This is a genomic window from Saccharothrix obliqua (assembly GCF_019375475.1).
Taxonomy (GTDB): Bacteria; Actinomycetota; Actinomycetes; order Mycobacteriales; family Pseudonocardiaceae; genus Actinosynnema; species Actinosynnema obliqua.
Map to the genome: position 1 here is coordinate 183912 of NZ_JAHXGQ010000006.1, position 17702 is coordinate 201613.

19 protein-coding genes are annotated in these 17702 nt (G+C 72.4%); 14 read left to right on the forward strand and 5 right to left on the reverse strand.

Going from position 1 to position 17702, the window contains the following annotated elements; translation table 11 throughout:
• The first annotated feature begins 221 nt into the window (after positions 1-221).
• From KZQ38_RS20380 to KZQ38_RS20415, 8 genes are all read left to right on the forward strand, one after another.
• Entirely contained in the window at positions 222-1067 is an 846-nt protein-coding gene (locus tag KZQ38_RS20380; protein WP_219443721.1) for a LytR/AlgR family response regulator transcription factor, read from the forward strand.
• Positions 1064-1504 (forward strand): hypothetical protein, encoded by a 441-nt coding sequence (locus KZQ38_RS20385; RefSeq protein WP_219443722.1) that lies wholly within the window; start codon positions 1064-1066, stop codon positions 1502-1504. Before KZQ38_RS20380 ends, KZQ38_RS20385 begins: the two co-directional genes overlap by 4 nt.
• A complete protein-coding gene (locus KZQ38_RS20390; RefSeq protein WP_219443723.1) occupies positions 1501-3297 on the forward strand; it encodes a sodium/solute symporter in 1797 nt (598 codons plus the stop codon). Before KZQ38_RS20385 ends, KZQ38_RS20390 begins: the two co-directional genes overlap by 4 nt.
• A 383-nt stretch (positions 3298-3680) precedes the next feature.
• The gene (locus tag KZQ38_RS20395; RefSeq protein WP_219443724.1) at positions 3681-4037 is read left to right on the forward strand and encodes a DUF485 domain-containing protein; all 357 of its coding nucleotides are present in this window, start codon (positions 3681-3683) and stop codon (positions 4035-4037) included.
• Positions 4034-5620, forward strand: coding sequence for a monocarboxylic acid transporter (locus tag KZQ38_RS20400; protein ID WP_219443725.1), 1587 nt, complete (start codon positions 4034-4036; stop codon positions 5618-5620). The genes KZQ38_RS20395 and KZQ38_RS20400 overlap by 4 nt, the downstream gene beginning before the upstream one ends.
• An 84-nt stretch (positions 5621-5704) precedes the next feature.
• Positions 5705-6043 (forward strand): rhodanese-like domain-containing protein, encoded by a 339-nt coding sequence (locus KZQ38_RS20405; RefSeq protein ID WP_372452262.1) that lies wholly within the window; start codon positions 5705-5707, stop codon positions 6041-6043.
• Between the two features lie 2 nt (positions 6044-6045).
• Positions 6046-6948, forward strand: a complete 903-nt coding sequence (locus KZQ38_RS20410) for a DUF4328 domain-containing protein (RefSeq protein WP_219443726.1) — start codon at positions 6046-6048, stop codon at positions 6946-6948.
• Positions 6949-7082: 134 nt separating this feature from the next.
• Complete coding sequence (locus KZQ38_RS20415; protein ID WP_219443727.1) at positions 7083-7352, forward strand: hypothetical protein; 270 nt, start codon at positions 7083-7085, stop codon at positions 7350-7352.
• An 85-nt stretch (positions 7353-7437) separates the two neighbouring features.
• Here the strand turns inward: KZQ38_RS20415 and KZQ38_RS20420 are convergent, their stop codons facing one another.
• Together KZQ38_RS20420 and KZQ38_RS20425 are read right to left on the reverse strand one after the other, a co-directional pair.
• Positions 7438-7788 (reverse strand): hypothetical protein, encoded by a 351-nt coding sequence (locus KZQ38_RS20420; protein ID WP_219443728.1) that lies wholly within the window; start codon positions 7786-7788, stop codon positions 7438-7440.
• Complete coding sequence (locus KZQ38_RS20425) at positions 7781-8284, reverse strand: SigE family RNA polymerase sigma factor (protein ID WP_219443729.1); 504 nt, start codon at positions 8282-8284, stop codon at positions 7781-7783. Before KZQ38_RS20425 ends, KZQ38_RS20420 begins: the two co-directional genes overlap by 8 nt.
• Positions 8285-8436: 152 nt before the next feature.
• Here KZQ38_RS20425 and KZQ38_RS20430 point away from each other — a divergent pair, with 152 nt between their 5' ends.
• A complete protein-coding gene (locus KZQ38_RS20430) occupies positions 8437-9528 on the forward strand; it encodes a glycerophosphodiester phosphodiesterase family protein (RefSeq protein ID WP_219443730.1) in 1092 nt (363 codons plus the stop codon).
• A gap of 106 nt (positions 9529-9634) precedes the next feature.
• Here the strand turns inward: KZQ38_RS20430 and KZQ38_RS20435 are convergent, their stop codons facing one another.
• Positions 9635-10867 (reverse strand): cytochrome P450, encoded by a 1233-nt coding sequence (locus tag KZQ38_RS20435; protein WP_219443731.1) that lies wholly within the window; start codon positions 10865-10867, stop codon positions 9635-9637.
• Between the two features lie 93 nt (positions 10868-10960).
• Here KZQ38_RS20435 and KZQ38_RS20440 point away from each other — a divergent pair, with 93 nt between their 5' ends.
• The 3 genes from KZQ38_RS20440 to KZQ38_RS20450 all read left to right on the forward strand — a co-directional run bounded on the left by KZQ38_RS20440 (position 10961) and on the right by KZQ38_RS20450 (position 13027).
• The gene (locus KZQ38_RS20440; RefSeq protein ID WP_219443732.1) at positions 10961-11668 is read left to right on the forward strand and encodes a glycerophosphodiester phosphodiesterase family protein; all 708 of its coding nucleotides are present in this window, start codon (positions 10961-10963) and stop codon (positions 11666-11668) included.
• A 17-nt stretch (positions 11669-11685) separates the two neighbouring features.
• Positions 11686-12630, forward strand: coding sequence for a DUF5926 family protein (locus KZQ38_RS20445; protein ID WP_219443733.1), 945 nt, complete (start codon positions 11686-11688; stop codon positions 12628-12630).
• 70 nt (positions 12631-12700) lie between these two features.
• Positions 12701-13027, forward strand: a complete 327-nt coding sequence (locus KZQ38_RS20450) for a DUF952 domain-containing protein (protein WP_219443734.1) — start codon at positions 12701-12703, stop codon at positions 13025-13027.
• A 43-nt stretch (positions 13028-13070) separates the two neighbouring features.
• On the opposite strand, the gene KZQ38_RS20455 is transcribed toward KZQ38_RS20450, so the two are convergent.
• Positions 13071-13625, reverse strand: coding sequence for a ferritin (locus tag KZQ38_RS20455; RefSeq protein WP_219443735.1), 555 nt, complete (start codon positions 13623-13625; stop codon positions 13071-13073).
• Between the two features lie 117 nt (positions 13626-13742).
• Positions 13743-14930 carry an arginine deiminase gene (locus KZQ38_RS20460; RefSeq protein WP_219444006.1) on the reverse strand — a complete coding sequence of 396 codons (1188 nt, stop codon included), beginning with the start codon at positions 14928-14930 and terminating at the stop codon, positions 13743-13745.
• Between the two features lie 254 nt (positions 14931-15184).
• Between KZQ38_RS20460 and KZQ38_RS20465 the strand changes: the two genes are divergently transcribed.
• Complete coding sequence (locus KZQ38_RS20465; RefSeq protein WP_219443736.1) at positions 15185-15547, forward strand: hypothetical protein; 363 nt, start codon at positions 15185-15187, stop codon at positions 15545-15547.
• Between the two features lies 1 nt (position 15548).
• Positions 15549-17669: a caspase, EACC1-associated type gene (locus KZQ38_RS20470; protein ID WP_219443737.1), complete on the forward strand. Its 2121-nt coding sequence runs from the start codon at positions 15549-15551 to the stop codon at positions 17667-17669.
• The last annotated feature ends 33 nt before the right edge of the window (positions 17670-17702 follow it).

Here is a 17702-nt window from a genome sequence, read left to right on the forward strand (position 1 = left end):
ATGTGCGCCGACACGGACGCGTGTACCTGCGTGGGCACGTGCCCGGCGCACACGGACACATGCGCCGACACGGGCGCGTGTACCTGCGTGGGCGCGCGTCGGCCCCCCACGGGCACCTCGACCGCCATGCGCCCACACCCCCACACCCCAGCGCGCCCGCGCGCCCATACCGCCACACGCCCGCGCCCCCGCGTAGACACGGGACCGCGGGACTGGGCAAGATGCGCGGCACAGTGAGTACCCAGGACAACGCCGGCCTCCTCGTCCTGGCGGTGGACGACGAGGCGCCCGGTCTGAGCGAGATCAAGTACCTGCTGGAGAGCAGCCCGCACATTCGGCGCGTCCTCACCGCCTTCGACGCGGCCGAGGCCCTGCGCATCCTGCGGGGCGACTACGACTCCGAGGTCATGGACCGCACCCGCGCGGGCCTGCCCCCGGTGGACGCCGTGTTCGCGGACATCAACATGCCCGGCCTGAGCGGCACGGACCTGGCTCGCGTGCTGGGCGCCTTCCGCGCACCGCCCGCCCTCGTGTTCGTCACGGGCGTGGAGCACTCCGAGGCGGTGGTGGCGTTCGAGGTCGGCGCGCTCGACTTCGTCACCAAGCCGATCAACGAAGACCGCATCAACAAGGCGATCTCCCGCGTCGTGGAACGCGTCGCGGCGACGCCCGCGGTCGCACCGGAACCCGCGCCCCAGGAGCCGACCGACGACGAGGTCATCCCGGTCGAGCTGGGTGGCACCATCAAGCTCGTGCCCCGGGCGACCGTCCGCTACGTCGAAGCGCAGGGCGACTACGCGCGCCTGCACACCAGCGACGGCCAGAGCCACCTCGTGCGCATCCCGCTCGCCCAGCTGGAGGAGCGCTGGGAGAACGCGGGCTTCGTGCGCATCCACCGCTCCTACCTGGTGGCGCTGCCGCTGGTGACGGAGCTGCGGATGACGTCGAACGGCTACGCGGTGGTCATCGGCTCGGGTGACGGCGCGAAGGAGCTGCCGGTCAGCAGGCGGCACACCCGCGAGCTGAAGGAGCGCATCGTCCGTCCCCCGAAGAGCAGCTGGGGATGAGCAAGCACTCCGGCCCGCCCGGCCAGCCGGACCAGCCGCAGCCAGGTGAGCGCGACGCCTGGCTGCCGGTGTCCGCGCGCAAGAACCGCCGCCGGCGGGTGGTGCTGGCCGACCCGCGCGGCCGGGGCCGGGTGCTGCGGACGATCATCGAGCTGGAGGAGCAGACCAGCGTCGGCGAGAAGCTGATCCGCGACCTGATCCGCCAGCAGCTCCGGACGGCGGCGGTGCTGGGTGTCGGCACGCTGGTGCTGCTCGGCGCGCTGCCGCTGCTGTTCTACCTCGTGCCCGCCGTGTCCGACGTCGAGGTCGCGGGCGTGCCGCTGCCGTGGCTGCTGCTGGGCGTGGTCCCGTTCCCGCTCTGCTACGGCGTGGGCTACGCGTACCGAAGACTCGCGGAGCGCCACGAGCACGATTTCGTCAGCTCGGTGGACCGGTGACCAGGAACCTCTGGAGCCTGGGTCTGGTCGTGGTCGTCGCGGCGATCACGTTCCTGCTCGGCTACGTGGGTTCCCGCCGCGCGAACACGACGCCGGACTTCCTGGTGGCGCGCCGCGCCATCCCGGCGACGCGCAACGCGGCGGCGATCTCCGGCGAGTACCTGTCGGCCGCGTCCTTCCTCGGCGTCGCGGGACTGGTGCTCAAGGACGGCATCGACGCCCTCTGGTACCCGATCGGCTTCACCGCCGGGTACCTGGCGATGATGTTGTTCGTGGCCGCGCCGCTGCGGCGGTCGGGCGCGTACACGCTGCCGGACTTCGCCGAGGCGCGGCTGGGCTCCACGAACCTGCGCAAGTTCTGCACGTTCTTCGTGATCTGCATCGGCGTGCTCTACCTGGTGCCGCAGCTCCAGTCGGCGGGCCTGACGCTGAACACGATCACCGGGCTGCCCGCGTGGCTGGGCGGCGCGCTGGTGACCGTGATCGTGGTGGTGAACGTGCTGGGCGGCGGGATGCGGGCGATCACGCTGGTGCAGGCGTTCCAATACTGGGGCAAGCTGTTCGCGATCGCCGCGCCGACGTTCGTGTTGTTCGCCGTGTTCCTGGGCGGTCCGGGCAACGGCGCGAAGCCGGTGGACCACGCCGACGTGCTGCGGTTCCACGAGCCGGTGTCGGTGACCACCGCCGAGCAGGTGCGGCTCCAGGTCGTGGTGCCGATGGAGCTGTCGGCGACGGGCCAGGTCAACGGTGGCCGCGCGGACGGCGACGTGTTCTGGACGCCCGGCACGTACACCGTCGGCAAGGGCACGGTGCTGCGGTTCGAGGCAGGCGCGCCGGTGCCGGTGGTGGAGGGTTCGCCGACCGACAACGAGCACTGGCTGAAACCGCAGACCGGTGGCCCGAGCGGGTTGTTCGAGACGTACTCGCTGATCTTCGCGACGTTCCTGGGCACGATGGGCCTGCCGCACGTGCTGGTGCGGTTCTACACGAACCCGGACGGGCGGGCGGCGCGGCGCACGGCGTTGCACGTGCTGTACCTGCTGGGCCTGTTCTACGTGTTCCCGACGGTGCTCGGGGTGATCTCCCGGCTGTACCTGCCGGAACTGCTGGTGTCCGGCAAGACGGACGCGGCGGTGCTGCTGCTGCCGGAGACGATGCAGCCGAACCTGCTGGGCCAGGTGCTGGGCGCGGTGGTGGCGGCGGGCGCGTTCGCGGCGTTCCTGTCCACGTCGTCGGGTCTCGTGGTGAGCGTGGCCGGTGTGGTGTCGACGGACATCCTGCCGGGCAAGGTGCGCGACTTCCGGTGGGCGACGGTGCTGACGGGCGCGGTGGCGATCGGGTTGGCGCTGGTGCTGCCGCGGTCGGACGCGTCGTTGACGGTGGCGATGTCGTTCGCGCTGGCGGCGTCGACGTTCTGCCCGCTGCTGGTGCTGGGCATCTGGTGGCGCGGCCTGACGTGGGTGGGCGCGGTCGCGGGTCTCGTGGTGGGCGGCGGCCTGGTGATCGGGTCGCAGGCGATCACGGTGATCAGCTCGTACACGGGCGGCTGGGCGCCGTCGGTGTTCTCGATGCCCGCGCTGGTCACGGTGCCGGTGTCGTTCCTGACCATGGTGATGATCAGCAAGCTGACCAGCCGGCGGCGGCCGGAGGACGTGAACCAGATCCTGCTGCGGTTCCACGCGCCGGACCCGCTGGGCTTCATGCGGGACCGGGACGTGCAGCGGTTCGGCACGGCGGAGGAGAAGGCACGCCTGGCCGAGCGCCGCGACCCGCGGGCGTGGGACCAGCCCTGACGCCACCGGGGCGGTGTGGTGTTCGCCACGGGCGGTGGTGGCGGCGGGGGTTCGCAGGCGGTTGGCGCGTGCGTGCCCGCCACTGGTGCCGCCGGGTTCGCGCGCCACCCGTTCAGCCCTGCGCCCTGACCGCGTTTCGTGAGGAAGCCTCTCGATCAGGTGAGATGGCGTAACTCGATTCAGCTACAGCCGAGGTTCACTTCGGGGCAAGGTTGTTCGTCTCAGCATTCCTACCGCTCATCGCATCACTCGACTGTTGAGCGCAAGTGCACCTACGGGGTCTTTCAGACGTGACCCACGTCTCCTTACCGTCTGCGCGTACCGGGACGCGCTGGAGGTGTCTTCGCGGCGTTCCCGACGTGGACAAGTGCGAGGAGGGGATCGTGAGCACCACCCAGAACGCGGCGGACGGCGCCGCCCCCACCGGGGCGACGCCGGACTGGGGCGCCGCGCAGGCCGGTCCCGATTTCGTCGAACTCCGCCGCAGGTTGCGGAACTTCGTGTTCCCCATGGCGGGGCTGTTCCTCGCCTGGTACCTGCTCTACGCCGTGCTCGCCGACTACGCCCACGAGTTCATGTCCCGCAAGCTCGTCGGCAACATCAACGTCGGTCTGGTCTTCGGCCTTCTCCAGTTCGTGTCCACGTTCCTCATCACCACCCTTTACGTGCGGCACGCGAACAAGAACCTCGACCCCCGTGCGGAGGCGATCCGGGAGCGACTGGAAGGGACACAGCAGTGAACAGCAACGCCCTGCTGAACACGGGGATCTTCGCCCTGTTCGTCGTCGCCACCCTGTTCATCGTGATCCGCGCCAGCCGCAACACCAGGACGGCGGCCGACTACCTCGCGGCGGGCCGCGCGTTCACCGGGCCCCAGAACGGCATCGCGATCGCGGGCGACTACCTGTCCGCCGCGTCGTTCCTGGGCATCGCGGGCGCGATCGCCGTCTACGGCTACGACGGCTTCCTGTACTCGATCGGCTTCCTGGTCGCGTGGCTGGTGGCGTTGCTGCTGGTCGCCGAACTGCTGCGGAACACCGGCAAGTACACGATGGGCGACGTCCTGAGCTTCCGGATGCGGCAGCGCCCGGTGCGCGCCGCGGCGGCCACGTCCACCATGGCCGTGTCGTTCTTCTACCTGCTGGCGCAGATGGCGGGCGCGGGCGGCCTGGTCGCGTTGCTGCTCGGCATCGACGGCAAGCTGGGGCAGGCCCTGGTCATCGCCGTCGTCGGCGCCCTGATGATCGCCTACGTGCTGATCGGCGGCATGAAGGGCACGACCTGGGTGCAGATCATCAAGGCGGTCCTGCTGATCGTCGGCGCGGGCGTGATGACGGTGTGGGTGCTCGCCAAGTACGGGCTGAACCTGTCGTCGCTGCTCGGGTCCGCCGTCGAGAACGCGCCCAAGGCGGGCGAGAAGCTGCTCGGCCCCGGCCTCCAGTACGGCGCGAGCGGCACCACCAAGCTCGACTTCCTGTCCCTGGCGCTGGCCCTCGTGCTCGGCACCGCCGGCCTGCCGCACATCCTGATGCGCTTCTACACCGTGCCCACGGCCAAGGAGGCCCGCCGGTCGGTGGTGTGGGCGATCTGGCTGATCGGCCTGTTCTACCTGTTCACGCTGGTGCTCGGGTACGGCGCGGCGGCGCTGGTCGGGCCGGAGAAGATCCTCGGCGCGCCCGGCAAGGCCAACTCCGCGGCCCCGCTGCTGGCCGAGGCGCTGGGCGGGCCGCTGCTGCTGGGCCTGATCGCCGCCGTCGCGTTCGCCACCATCCTCGCGGTCGTCGCCGGTCTGACGATCACCGCGTCGGCGTCGTTCGCGCACGACATCTACGCCAACATCATCAAGAAGGGCCAGGTGGAGGACAAGGACGCCGAGGTGCGGGTGGCGCGGCGGACCGCGATCGTGATCGGCGTCGTGTCCATCCTCGGCGGCATCGCGGCGAACGGGCAGAACATCGCGTTCCTGGTGGCGCTGGCGTTCGCGGTGGCCGCGTCGGCGAACCTGCCGACCATCCTCTACTCGTTGTTCTGGAAGCGGTTCAACACCTCGGGCGCGTTGTGGTCGATCTACGGCGGCCTCGTCGTGACGATCACGCTGATCGTGTTGTCGCCCGCCGTGTCGGGCAAGCCGTCGTCGATGTTCCCGAACGCCGACTTCGACCTGTTCCCGCTGTCCAACCCGGGCATCGTGTCGATCCCGGTGGCGTTCCTGCTCGGCTACCTCGGCACGGTGCTGTCGAAGGAGCGCGACGACGCCAAGTACGCCGAGATGGAGGTCCGCGCGCTCACCGGCGTGGGCGCGGAGAAGGCGGTCTCGCACTGAAGCACCCGCTTCCCCCGTCCTGGTGACGGGGGGAGCGGCCCGCCTTATCCCGGCCTCACCGGTCGCCGTGGCAGCATTGTCCCCGTGACCGTTCCCAGTGTTGACGTGTCGGCGGTGCCGACCGAACTGCCCGACGGCAAGGTCCTGCTCGACGTCCGCGAAGCCGACGAGTGGACCGCCGGCCACGCGCCCGGCGCACTGCACCTGCCGATGAGCGAACTCGCGCAGCGGCTGGGCGAGCTGCCCGACGGCGTCGAGTTCTACGTGGTCTGCCGGGCGGGCGGCCGGTCCGCGCGGGTGACGCAGTACCTGAACGCCAACGGCTGGGACGCGACCAACGTCGACGGCGGTATGCAGGTGTGGGCGGCTCAGGGCCGTCCCCTCGTCGGCGAGGTCGAGGGCGCGGAGCCGGAGGTCATCTGAGCATGGCGCTCCAGCCGATGCGCGTGGACTGGGTGGCGTCCCCGCCGCCCGGGGCGTACTCGCGCCGTCCGCTGGGTGCGCCGCCGCGGCCGTACAGCGGGCCGCCGTCCTACCCCGTGCCGCCCCGCTGGGGCTTCCCGCTGCTGGCGTGGCGTTGGCCGACGTCGGTCGCGACGGACGCCGAGCCCGCCGGCTCCGTGGCGCAGGCGCAGCGGCTGGCGCGGACCGCGTCGCACGTGCTGGTGCTCGCCTGCGTGACCGCGCTGTGGGCCGCGGGCAGCGAGGTGTGGCGGTACGTGCTGGTGTTGTCGAGCCGGTACGGCGCGTTGCCCGCGGGCACGGTCGACGTGTCGGACGCGATGGTGCGTGCGTCGTCCGCGGTGGCGTTGCTCGCCGCGGCGGCGGCGTTGGTGTTCACCGTGCTGTGGTTGCGCCGCGCCCGCGCCGCCGCCTCGTCCGCCGCCGGTTACCGCCCGGCCCGGTCCGACACCGAGGTGCTGGTGGGCGTGCTGGTGCCGGGGTTGAACCTGGTGGTGCCCGGTTCGGTGGCGGCCGAGTTGGAGCACACGGCGTTGCGGCTGCCCGCCGACATCCGTCCCCGGCCGTCCCGGCTGGTGCGGTGGTGGTGGGGGCTGTGGGTGGTCACCGTGCTGTGCACGGCGTTCACCGTGGTGTGGTCGTTCCGGTCGGGCGTGCAGGCGTTGGCGGACGGCGTGCTGCTGCACGCGGTGTCCGACGTGCTGGCCGCCGCGACCGCCGCCGTGACGGCGGTCCTGGTCCGGCGGATCACGGCGTCGCTGCTGCCCGTGCCGACGTCGGCGTTGCGGCGGATGCGCGTGGTGGACGTGCAGGGCGCCCCGGAGCCGGTGCTGCGGGCCGCCCGGCCGGCGGGTTCACCGCGTTGATCGCGGCGAACCCCCGGCGGTCGCGGGGTTACCGGTGCGTGGTGGTCGGCCAGGCCGGCGTGCTGGGCCGCGTGGTGTGCGTCGGCCGCGTGGTGTAGGTCGTGGTGGGGACGCTCGGCCTGGTCGTGTGAGTCGTGGGGACGCTGGGCCTGGTGGTCGTCGGCGCGCTCGGCCGCGTGGTGACGGTGGGCCGGGGCGTGCTCGGCCACGTGGTGGTCGGCCAGGTCGGGGTGCTCGGCCGGGTGGTGGTCGGCCAGGCCGGGGTGCTGGGTCGGGTGGTGGCCACCGGCGCGGACGGTGCCGGCTCGGCCAACGCGGTCATGGTCGCGCCGCCGACCAGCAGCACGCCCATCGAGACCACGGCCGCCACCGCGGCCCGACGGGTGCGCAGCGCCCTGGGGTAACGCATGGGAGTCCTCCTCGGGAAAGGGGAACGTCGGTCCGCTCCCGTGATCTCCACGCGGGCCGGTGCGGTTCTGTTGCAGCGGTTCAGCGGCGGCCGGAGAACCGGGAGGACGTCGGCGCCGTGGTGGTCGTCAGCCAACGGCTGGTGACGGTCGGTCGCGAGGTGGTCCGCTCGGTGACCGAGGGCGGCGTCGGCGGTGCGGTGGTGACGGGTCGGGTGGCCGGCTCGACCGGTGCGGTGCCCCGGCCGGCCAGTCCCAGCGCGGTCACCACGACCAGCAGCACGGCGGCGGCCGTGACCAGGGGTGCGATCCGGCGCACCGCGGCACGCCGAGCCGCCGCACGGGCGCGGATGGCCGGGCCGGACAGGGAGGAGCGCACGTCGGCGGCCCGCTCGGCGAGCACCCGCCGCAGCTCTTCCTCGACGTCAGCCATGGTTCCTCCACGCACGCTCCGGCTCACCGATCGCCGACCTCAGCGCCGCCAACCCGCGGCTGACGTGGGACCGCACGGTCGGCACCCGGCACCCGAGGACACCCGCGATCTCCTGGTCCGTGAGGTCCTCGTAGTACCGCAGGACGACGGCCGCGCGCTGCTGCCGCGGTAGTTTGCGCAGCAGTCGCCACAACCGCTCGTCCGCCTCGTCCCGGGCCGGGTCGAAGTGCGCTTCCTCCGGCAGGTCCGTGCCGACCGGCCGGATGTGCCGGTTGCTCCACCTCCGCCGCCACGACAGGTACTCGTTCGTCACCGCGCGCCGGACGTACGCGTACGCCGTCGCGGGCGTCAGGCGCTCCCAGCGCGGGTAAACGCGCACCAGCACGTCCTGCACCATGTCCTCGGCGTCCGCCCGGCTGCCGGACAGGAGGACCGCGTACCGGACCAGGCCCTGCTGGTGCTCGTGGACGAACTCGTCGAACGACGCTGCCCCCAACCCGCTCTCCGTCCTGCCGGCGCCCCCGTCCGCACTGACATGACGCCGCTCGGCCCCGTGTTGTTGCTCCTGTGACCGGCGGCACACGGGTGTCGCCGGTTGTTCAGTCGCAGTTCGTCGGCGTGGGGGCTGGTGCGTGCCACGGTGGCCGTATGCGGGTCGTTGTGGTGGCGTTGGTGATGGCGTTGGCGGTGCCCGGGGTCGCCGCCGCGAGCCGGCGGTTCGACCTCCAGGCCCACCGCGGTGGGCTCGGGTTGACGGTGGAGAGCACACTGGCCGCCTTCGGGAGGGCGTTGGAGGTCGGTGTCTCCACGTTGGAGCTGGACGTGCAGATCACCCGTGACGGGCGGGACGTGGTGACGCACGACCGGCGGACCAACCCGGCCAAGTGCGTCGACACCGCGCCCGCGACACCCGGTGACCCGGACTTCCCGTACGCGGGCAAGTACGTGAAGGACCTGACGTTCGCGCAGGTGCGCACGCTGGACTGCGGGTCGCGCCGCGCGCCCGACCACCCGGGCCAGCGCTTGTCGCCGGGTGCCCGGATGCCGACGCTGGCCGAGGTGTTCGCCCTCGCCCGCCGGTACCGGGCGTGGGACGTGCGGTTCAACATCGAGACGAAGGTGGAGGCCGCCGCGCCGCACGAGACGGCGCCGCGCGAGCAGTTCGTGGCGGTTACGGCGCGGGAAGTGCGCAGGTCGGGCTTCCTGCGCAACGTCACCATCCAGTCGTTCGACTGGGGCACGCTGATGCGCTGGCGGGAGGTCGAACCGCGGCTGCCGCTGGTCGCCCTCACCCAGCCGGAGTTCCTGCGGCCGGGTTCGCCGTGGACGGGCGGGCTCGACCTGGCCGATTTCGGCGGCAGCGTGGTGCGTGCCGTGCGGAGCTTCGGCGCGTCCGCCCTGTCACCGGTGCACGGCAACCCGCAGAACGGCCGGGTCGGCGACCCCGACTACGTCCCGTTCACCACGAAGGCGCTCGTGGACGAGGCGCACGCGCACGGGTTGAAGGTCATCCCGTGGACGGTCGACGACACCGCCACCATGCACAAGCTGATCGACGACGGCGTGGACGGCATCATCACCGACTACCCGGACCGGTTGCGCACGGTCCTGCGTGAGCGGGGTTTCCGGCTGCCGGAGCGGTACCGGCGCCCCAGCCCTACCGGGCCGCTGCCTTCCCGCGCCGATGGGGTGGTCCTGGAGGTTGCCGCCCCGCGCGAAACTTTCAGGGAGCCTGCCTGATAGTTAGCGCCCCGCCCGACCACCGTCCTCCCGCGCCGGCGGGGTGGTCCTGCCGGCTGCTGCCCCGCGCGCCAACCACCCGCCGGCCGCGTCACCCACGGGGCAGCTACCCCTCGGCGAGCGGCAACTCGTGGAGGCCCCGGATGACGAACTCCGCCCGTCGCCGGGGCGTCGACGCGAGCACCGCCCCGGGCAGCTTGCGGGCCAGCGCGGACAACGCCGCCTGCACCTCGATGCGAGCCAGCGGCGCGCCCAGGCAGTAGTGGATGCCCATCCCGAAGCCCAGGTGGTTGTTGGGGGTGCGGGTCACGTCGAGCACGTCCGGGTCGACGAACACCTCGGGGTCGCGGGCCGCCGCGCCCAGCAGCGCCGCGATCTTCTGCCCCGGCTCGACCCGGAAGCCCGCGATCTCCACGGGCTCGGTGGCGGTGCGCTCGAACAGCTGGAGGGGGGAGTCGTAGCGGATCAGCTCCTCGACCGCCGTGGAGAGGAGGGACTGATCCGCCACGACCCTGTCCCACTGGTCGCGGTGGGTCATGAGGGCGTTCACGCCGTTGCCGATGACGTTGACGGTGGCCTCGTGACCGGCCATGAGCAGCAGGACGGCGGTGGCGACCAGCTCGTCCTCGGTGAGCTTCGCGCCGTCCGCGTCGGTGACCGCGACCAGGTCGGACACCAGGTCCGCACCCGGCTTCGCGCGGCGCAGCGCGACCAGCTCGCGCAGGTAGGCCACGAACTCGGTGGACGCGCGCTCGGCCGCGGCCCGCTTCTCCGGCGCGAGGTCGTACTCGTACATCTTCACGATGGCGTTGGACCACGGCTGGAGCAGCGGCCGGTCGCGGTCCGGCACGCCCAGCAGCTCGGCGATGACCTCCACCGGCAACGGCGCGGCGACGTGCGACAGCAGGTCCGCCCCGCCCTCGCTGCGGACCTTCGCGACCAGCTCGTCCACCAGCCGGTCGGCCAGCTCCGCGATCCACGGCCGCAGCCGCTCGACGTGACCGCGGCCGAACGCGGCGGCGACCAGGCGGCGCAGCCGGGTGTGCGTGGGCGGCTCGTTCTCCAGCAGCGAGTTGCGGTGCAGCAGGTTGAAGCCGGTGAACTCCTCGACGGGTTTGGCGTCGGTCCACAGCCGCCCGAGCGAGCGGTGCCGGAGGACGGCCGAGGCGGACCGGTGCGACACGGCCAGCGCGATGCCCATCTCCTCGTGCCAATGGACCTCGGCTTCGGCGCGCAGCGCGGCGAACACCGGGTACGGATCGGCGATGAAGGCGGGATCGTGCTGGTCGAAGGGTGTCACGGTGACGGACGGTAGGTCTTGAGCGCGGCTCGCGTCCATCCGAGTGTGGTTGTTATTTCAAATGTTCAGCCGGCCGTGACCAGTGGTAGCCGAGTTGACCCGTTCGGTGCTCCACCAGGAGCATTGCTCTTCGTGCCGCTGGAACTAGTCGCTCACCGCGGGGCATCGGCCGAACGCCCCGAGCACACCCTCGCCGCCTACGAACTGGCGGTCGCCCAGGGCGCGGACGGGGTGGAGTGCGACGTCCGCCTGACCCGCGACGGGCACCTGGTGTGCGTCCACGACCGCACCATCGACCGCACCAGCGGCGACCGGGGCGCGGTCAGCTCGATGACCCTGGCCGAACTGCGCCGCCACGACTTCGGCAGCCGGCTCGGCGGCGCGCCCGCGCCGGTGCTGACGCTGGCCGAGCTGCTCGGGCTGGTCGCGGACCACGGGCTGCGGCTGTTCGTGGAGACGAAGCACCCGGTGCGCTACCGGGGCGCGGTCGAGCACCGCCTCGCGGACGAGCTGGCCCGGCACCGGGTGGACGCGGTGATGATGTCGTTCTCCGCCGCGGCCGTGCGGCGGTTCAAGGCGCTCGCGCCCGACGTGCCGACCGTGCTGTTGTTCGGGCGGTACTGGCCGCGGCGGCTGCCGCCGTACGCGGACATCGCCGGACCCGGCGTCAACCTGCTCAAACGCCACCCCGGCCGGGGTGCGGGCGCGTACTGCTGGACGGTCGACGAACCCGCCGACATCGCGTTGTGCGCGGAGCGCGGCGTGCGGTACCTGGCGACCAACAACCCGGGGCAGACACGCGGCGTGCTTGCGGCTAACTTGACGCCCGACCAGCCCTGATCCCCGAGGAGGCGGCGGTGGCCAAGCGGACGGCCGTGAAGAACAAGCCGGCGGACGGCGTCAACCCGCGCCAACCGTGCCCGTGCGGTTCCGGCAAGCGCTACAAGGCGTGCCACGGCGCGGCGGGAGGCGCGGCGGACGTCATCGTCGCCCGCCCGTTCGAGGGGCTCGCGGCGGAGACCGAGCTGATCGCGCTGCGCGAGTTCGTGCCGTCGGCGACGGTGCGGCTGCCGCTGCTGGACGCGCCCCGCGAGGTGACGTTGGCGTCGGTCCTGCCGATGGCCGCCGCCGCGCTGGTGCGTGCCGACGGCAAGGCGTTCGTCGGTCTCCAGGTGCAGACCCGGTCGGGTGACCTGAGCCGTGACCTGGCACGTGCGGTCCGGTGGGCGCTCACCGCGCCGACCGGCGAGGCGTTGCCGGTGGTCGGCCCCGACGACGGCACGAACCCCGGCCGGCTCCAGGACCTGCTGGACGTCGACGCCGCGCTCGCGCCCGAGCTGCACGCCGACTTCGCGTGGTGGCTGCCGCCGGACAACGAGCCCGCGGGTGACGTGGCGTTGTCCCTGGAGCGTGCCAACGCGGCGATCCTGCCGACCGAGCGGGTGGCCGCGCCGGGCGTGGAGGCGGCGTACTGGGTGGACGCGGGCGACAAGGCGCACCTGCGCTGGGTGCGGCCGGAGCCGGAGGAGCGGCTGCTGGCGGCGTTGGCGCGGTTGTCCGTGCGTGGTGAGCTGGACCTGGGCGAGGGTTCGCGGTACGCGGGCTCGTTCCGCGCGCACGGCCTGCTGGTGCCCGTGTGGGACCTGGACCGGGAACTGCACTCCAGCGAGTGGGCGACGCCCGCCGAAGCGCTGGGCAAGCGCTTGCGGGACGCGTTGACCAGCCTGGACGACGAGCCGCTGACGGAAGCCGAGCGGCGGTCCCGCGACGGTCTCCGGGGTCGCCAGATCACCCTGCGGTGAGGTTGTCCACAGCGGTATCCACAGTTGTCCACAGGAGCCTGTGGACAAGTACCGGGGAAGGTGTGGACTGATGTTGTTGCGGATCGCGTCGCGACAGGAGTGGGCGCGGGCCCGGGAGTCCGGCGCGATCCCGCTCGACCCGGACGGTTTCGTGCACTGCTCGGACCCCGGCACCGTCCACCTGCCCGCCAACCGCCTGTACGCGGGCCGGTCGGACCTGGTGCTGCTGATGGTCGACCCGGAGGGCCTGCCGGTGCTGTGGGAACCGGGCGACGGCGACGAGGCGGGCCCGTGGTTCCCGCACGTCTACGGCCCGATCCCGGCCGACGCCGTGGTGGCCGTGCACGAGTTCCCGCCGGACGCCGACGGCGTGTTCCGCCCGCTGCCCGTGCTGTGACCCGCGTGAACTCCCCGACGCCGGGGAGTTCACGCGTGCCGGCTCAGACCGCTCCGCCCGCGACGCGCGGCGCGGTCGGGTCGGCGGCCTCGGGGGTGCTCTCGCGGGCGAGGAAGCCCTCGACGTGGAACAGGTTGCCGTCCGCGCGGTCGATCACGGTGAGCAGCGTGTTCATCGACGCCACCTCCTCGACCTGTTCCTTCAGGAACCACTGCACGAACTGCTCGCCGAGGTAATCGCCCTCCTCGCGGGCGGTCTTGGCGAGGCGCACGATCTGCTCGGTGACGGTCTTCTCCTGCTGGAGCGCCAGCGCCACCGGTTCCCGCGCGGCGCCGAAATCGGTGCGCACGTCGTCCACGCCGGGGATGGTCGCCTTCAGGTCGTTGTCCAGCAGGTACTGGACGATCATCATGGCGTGGTTCCGCTCCTCCAGCGCCTGCTGGTAGAAGTGCGCCGCCAGGCGGGGGAGGTCCTGGCCGTCGAACCACACCGCGATGGCCACGTACTGCTGCGACGCGGTGAACTCGTGGCGGACCTGCGCGCGCAGCAGGTCGTGGAACCCGTCCGCACGGGCAATGTTCTTCACGTTGGCGGTCATAGTGCGAACATTAACCGAAAATGCGCCGGGACGCATTGCAGGTTAGGCTGACCGAATATGGCCCAAATTACTTAGGAAAGGTTCCCCTAATTCGTCGGGAACCTTTCCCGAGTGGCGTCAGACCAGCGCGGCGCGGTCGATCGGGCACGACATGCACCGCGGCCCGCCACGCCCGGAGCCCAGCTCGGAGCCGCTGATCCGCAGCACCTCCACGCCCGCCTCCTCTAGCCGCGCGTTGGTCTCCACGTTCCGCTCGTACGCCACGACCAGGCCCGGCCCGACGGCCAGCGTGTTGTTGCCGTCGTCCCACTGCTCGCGCTCGGCGGTCACCGGGTCCAACCCCGTGTCGATCACCCGCAGCCGCTCGATGCCCATCGCGTCCGCCGCGGCGGACAGGAACGGCCGGCGGTCGTCCACCACCACGCCGCCCGCGCCGTCCGACCGGACGGGGTAGGCGTCCAGGTTGTCCCGCACCGCCGGGTACATCACCACGGCGTCGCGGTCGACCATCGTGCAGACCGTGTCCAGGTGCATGGTGGCGCGCTCCTGCGTGATCGGCACCGCCAGCACCGTGTGCGCCAGGCCGTCCGCCAACGCCGACCGCGCGAACGACTCCGCGCCCGCCGGCGTGGTGCGCTCGCCCACGCCGATGGCGAGCACGCCCGGCGCGAGCAGCAGCACGTCACCGCCCTCCACCGGCGCGGTGTGCGCGCCGTACGCGCGGCCCGTCTTCCGGAACCGCGGGTGGTAGGCGTAGATCAGGTCGGTCAACGCCGTCTCGCGGTCACGCGCGGGCAGCGCCAGCGACGTGATCGCCACCCGGTCGCCCACCCACACCGACGAGTCGCGGGTGAACAGCAGGTTGGGCAGCGGGTCCACCGCGAAGTCGTGCGGGTGGTGCATCTTGCGCACCAGCGACGCGCCCTCGGCGGCGGGCAGCTCCTCGAACGTCATGCCGGTCATCAGGGCGGTGGCGAGCTGCTCCGGCCCGGCCCCGGACAGGTGCGAGCGCAGCGCGTCCGCCAGGTCGATGCCCAGGCGGCGCTCGTTGACCGCGGTGTGGATGCCCGCGATCCGCGCCCGGTCGTCGTGCAGCGCGTTCACCAGCAGGTCCGACAGCAGCAGCACCTCGACGCCGCGCCCGCGCAGCACCTCGGCGAACGCGTCGTGCTCCTCCTGCGCCCGGTCCACCCACGGGACGCCGTCGAACAGCAACTGGTCGTTGTTGCGCGGGGTCAGGCGCTTCAGCTCCGCGCCCGGCCGGTGCAGCAGCACCGTGCGCAGCGGACCGACCTCGCTGTCCACCCGCGGCGCCGGGTGCGGCGCGCCGTCGTCGGCAACCTTCTGGGCGATGTGCGCAGTCACGTAGGCGAGGGTAACCCGACGTCGGAGAAACATGCAGCTCCGGACGAGGTTTTCTGGCGAAACCCGTTCGTATGAACGGCTGTCCGCAGCGAATCGTTAAACCAATGGGCGTATGTGATGTTCAAACGTTGCGTTCTCACCTGGCCTGCGCCCCGGACTGGGATGATCGTCACCAGCACCGGGGAGGGGTTGCCTTGTTCCACTTGACCGTCGACGCGCCCAATGCCGCGTCCGCGACGAACATGCTGCTGGACGAGCTGGTGCGGGGCGCGCGTGCCGACGCCCGGCACGCGCCGGCCGAGCTGCCCGACGGCGCCAAGTCGGGCGCGGGCCTCGCGTTGACCGAGCTGCTGCTCAACGGCGCGGTGCCGGCCGCGGTCGCCGCCGCGATCGCGTCGGTCGTCACGGCGTTCGTGCAGCGCGGCAGCGCGCGCAAGATCGTGCTCAGGTCCGGCGACGAGTCCATCACCGTGCAGGGCGCCGACGCCGCCACGCAGCGGGAGCTGGTCGCCGAGTGGTTGCGCAGGCACGGGACCGCGCCGGAGGTCGAGGACTGAGGTGGGGCGGCACGCGTTGCTCGTCGCGACCGGTGAGTACGAGGACACCGGGCTGAGCAGGCTCCGCGCGCCCGCCCAGGACGTGGAGCGGCTCGCCGCCCTGCTGGAGGACCCCGACGTGGGCGGGTTCACCGACGTCCGGGTGCTGCGCGACGCCGCCGACGACGAGATCCGCCGCGCCGTCGCCGACCTCGTCGCCGACCGGTCCGGCGACGACCTGGTGCTGCTGTACTTCTCGTGCCACGGCCTGACCACGCCGTCCCGGCGGCTGTACTTCGCCGCCGCCAACACGGTGCGCGACCGGCCCGCGGGCACCGCCGTCGCGCGGTCCTTCGTGCACGAGCAGTTGGAGGACTGCCACGCCGCGGGTCGCGTGCTGGTGCTGGACTGCTGCTTCAGCGGCGCGTTCGTGGAGGGTTTCAAGGCCGGTGACGCGCCGGTCGTGGAGTCCGGCTCCGGGTACGTCGTGCTGACCGCCTCGAACGCCTACGAGTACGCGTTCGAGGAGGACACCCTGTCGTTGTCCGCACCGCGTGCGTCGTTGTTCACCGACGTGCTGATCGAGGGCCTGGCCAGCGGCGCGGCCGACCTCGACGGCGACGGCTGGGTGGACGTCAACGAGTGGTCGGCCTACGCGTCCCGCGAGGTCCGTCGCCGCCGGCCCGACCAGACGCCGCAGTTCTTCGCCCAGTCGTCCGGTGCGGCGTTGCGGGTGGCGCGTGCGTCCGGTGTGCCGGTGACGGTGCGGCAGTCCGCGTCCTACACGTCCGGGCAACTCCTCGTGGCACGCGGCTTCCGGGCCGCCGCCGAGCCGGTGTGCCGGACCCTGGGCCCGCTGGGCAGGCGGTCCGTGGTGTTCACGGGGGGCCGCCCGGTGGAGTTGGGCGATTCCGCCGCCATCGCCGCCGCGTTCGCGCCCGACGACCCGCGTGACCTGTTGGGTGCCTCCTACGTGCGTGAGCTGGTGACGGCGGTGCACCTGGAAGCCGGTGACGGTGCCGCGACGGCCGTAGCCGTGGCGCAGGGCGCGATAACCCGGCTGGTGGAGGCCATGCGCGAGGGCCACAACCCGGTGCGGCTGCGTGCCGGCGTGCTGGCGGCGGCGGGGCGTGCGGCCGAGTTGATCGTGGGAGCGGCCGAGCCGCTGGCCGACCCGGTCCGCCTGGCCACGGCGGCGGCCGGTGATGTGGAGGTCGGTCGTGTCGTCGGGCGAGCGGTGGACGCCGCCGGGCGGCGTGGTGCGGTGGTGGTCGAGCGCGGTTTGCGGGACGGCATGGATTTCACGGTCACCGCCGGCCTGCGGATCGAGGCCGGGTACGCGTCGGCGCGGTTCGCCACCGACCCGGTGCGGCGGGTTGCCGTGATCGACGACGTGGCGGTCGGGTTGTTCGTCGGGCAGTTGGTCGACCCGACGCCCGTGGTGCGGTTGGCGCAGGAACGCGCCCTGCTGGTGTTGTGCTCGGGGCTGTCCGACCAGGCGTTGCGCGAGTTGGCGCGGCGTGAGGGTGTGGTGGCGGTGGTCGTGGACGACGAGTGGCTGCCCGGGGCGCAGGCCGTTGTCGGCGGTCATGTGCTGGACGCCGATCTGGTGCGGGCGGCGGGGGAGGGGTCGTTGGGGCACGCCGCCAGGGTCGTCGTCACGGACCGGGACACGACGATCGTCGCCGACAACGCGAGGTACGCGGACGCGGCGACCGCGGCGGCCGTGCTGCGGGTGGATGAAGACCGGGTCGGGCTGGTGGAGCGGACCGTGCGAGCGGTGCGCGGGGCGGTCTACGCCGGTGTGCTGCGTGGCGCGGGGGTGGGCCTCGCGGAGGTCGGTGCGACGCTCGCGGTAGAGGGACCCGACGGCCTGGCGCGTGGTGCCCTGCCACGCGATGACTCGGCCCGCGGTGCCCTGCCACGCGGTGCCCCGCCACGCCTCGAACGCGGAGACAGCCCGGAGGCCGCCGGATGGCGGGCGTTCGCCTCCGCGTTAGCGGAACCCGCCCGCCGGATCGCGGAGAACTCGGCGGTCGCGGTGACCGACCTCGACCCCGACCTGATCGACTCGGCCGAGGTCGCGCTCGCCGCCACGGCCGGCGCGGCGCGCACGGCGGCGCGCTTCCTGCTGGTGGCTTGACCGGCCGGCACACACGGCGGCCGGTCCCCGCCG

Coding starts and splice junctions, on each gene's coding strand:
- KZQ38_RS20455 (WP_219443735.1), bottom strand. CDS start 13,625: ATGACCGCCAACGTGAAGAACATTGCCCGTGCGGACGGGTTCCACGAC.
- KZQ38_RS20435 (WP_219443731.1), bottom strand. CDS start 10,867: ATGGACGCGAGCCGCGCTCAAGACCTACCGTCCGTCACCGTGACACCC.
- KZQ38_RS20385 (WP_219443722.1), top strand. CDS start 1,064: ATGAGCAAGCACTCCGGCCCGCCCGGCCAGCCGGACCAGCCGCAGCCA.
- KZQ38_RS20450 (WP_219443734.1), top strand. CDS start 12,701: ATGTTGTTGCGGATCGCGTCGCGACAGGAGTGGGCGCGGGCCCGGGAG.
- KZQ38_RS20380 (WP_219443721.1), top strand. CDS start 222: ATGCGCGGCACAGTGAGTACCCAGGACAACGCCGGCCTCCTCGTCCTG.
- KZQ38_RS20410 (WP_219443726.1), top strand. CDS start 6,046: ATGGCGCTCCAGCCGATGCGCGTGGACTGGGTGGCGTCCCCGCCGCCC.
- KZQ38_RS20420 (WP_219443728.1), bottom strand. CDS start 7,788: ATGGCTGACGTCGAGGAAGAGCTGCGGCGGGTGCTCGCCGAGCGGGCC.
- KZQ38_RS20430 (WP_219443730.1), top strand. CDS start 8,437: ATGCGGGTCGTTGTGGTGGCGTTGGTGATGGCGTTGGCGGTGCCCGGG.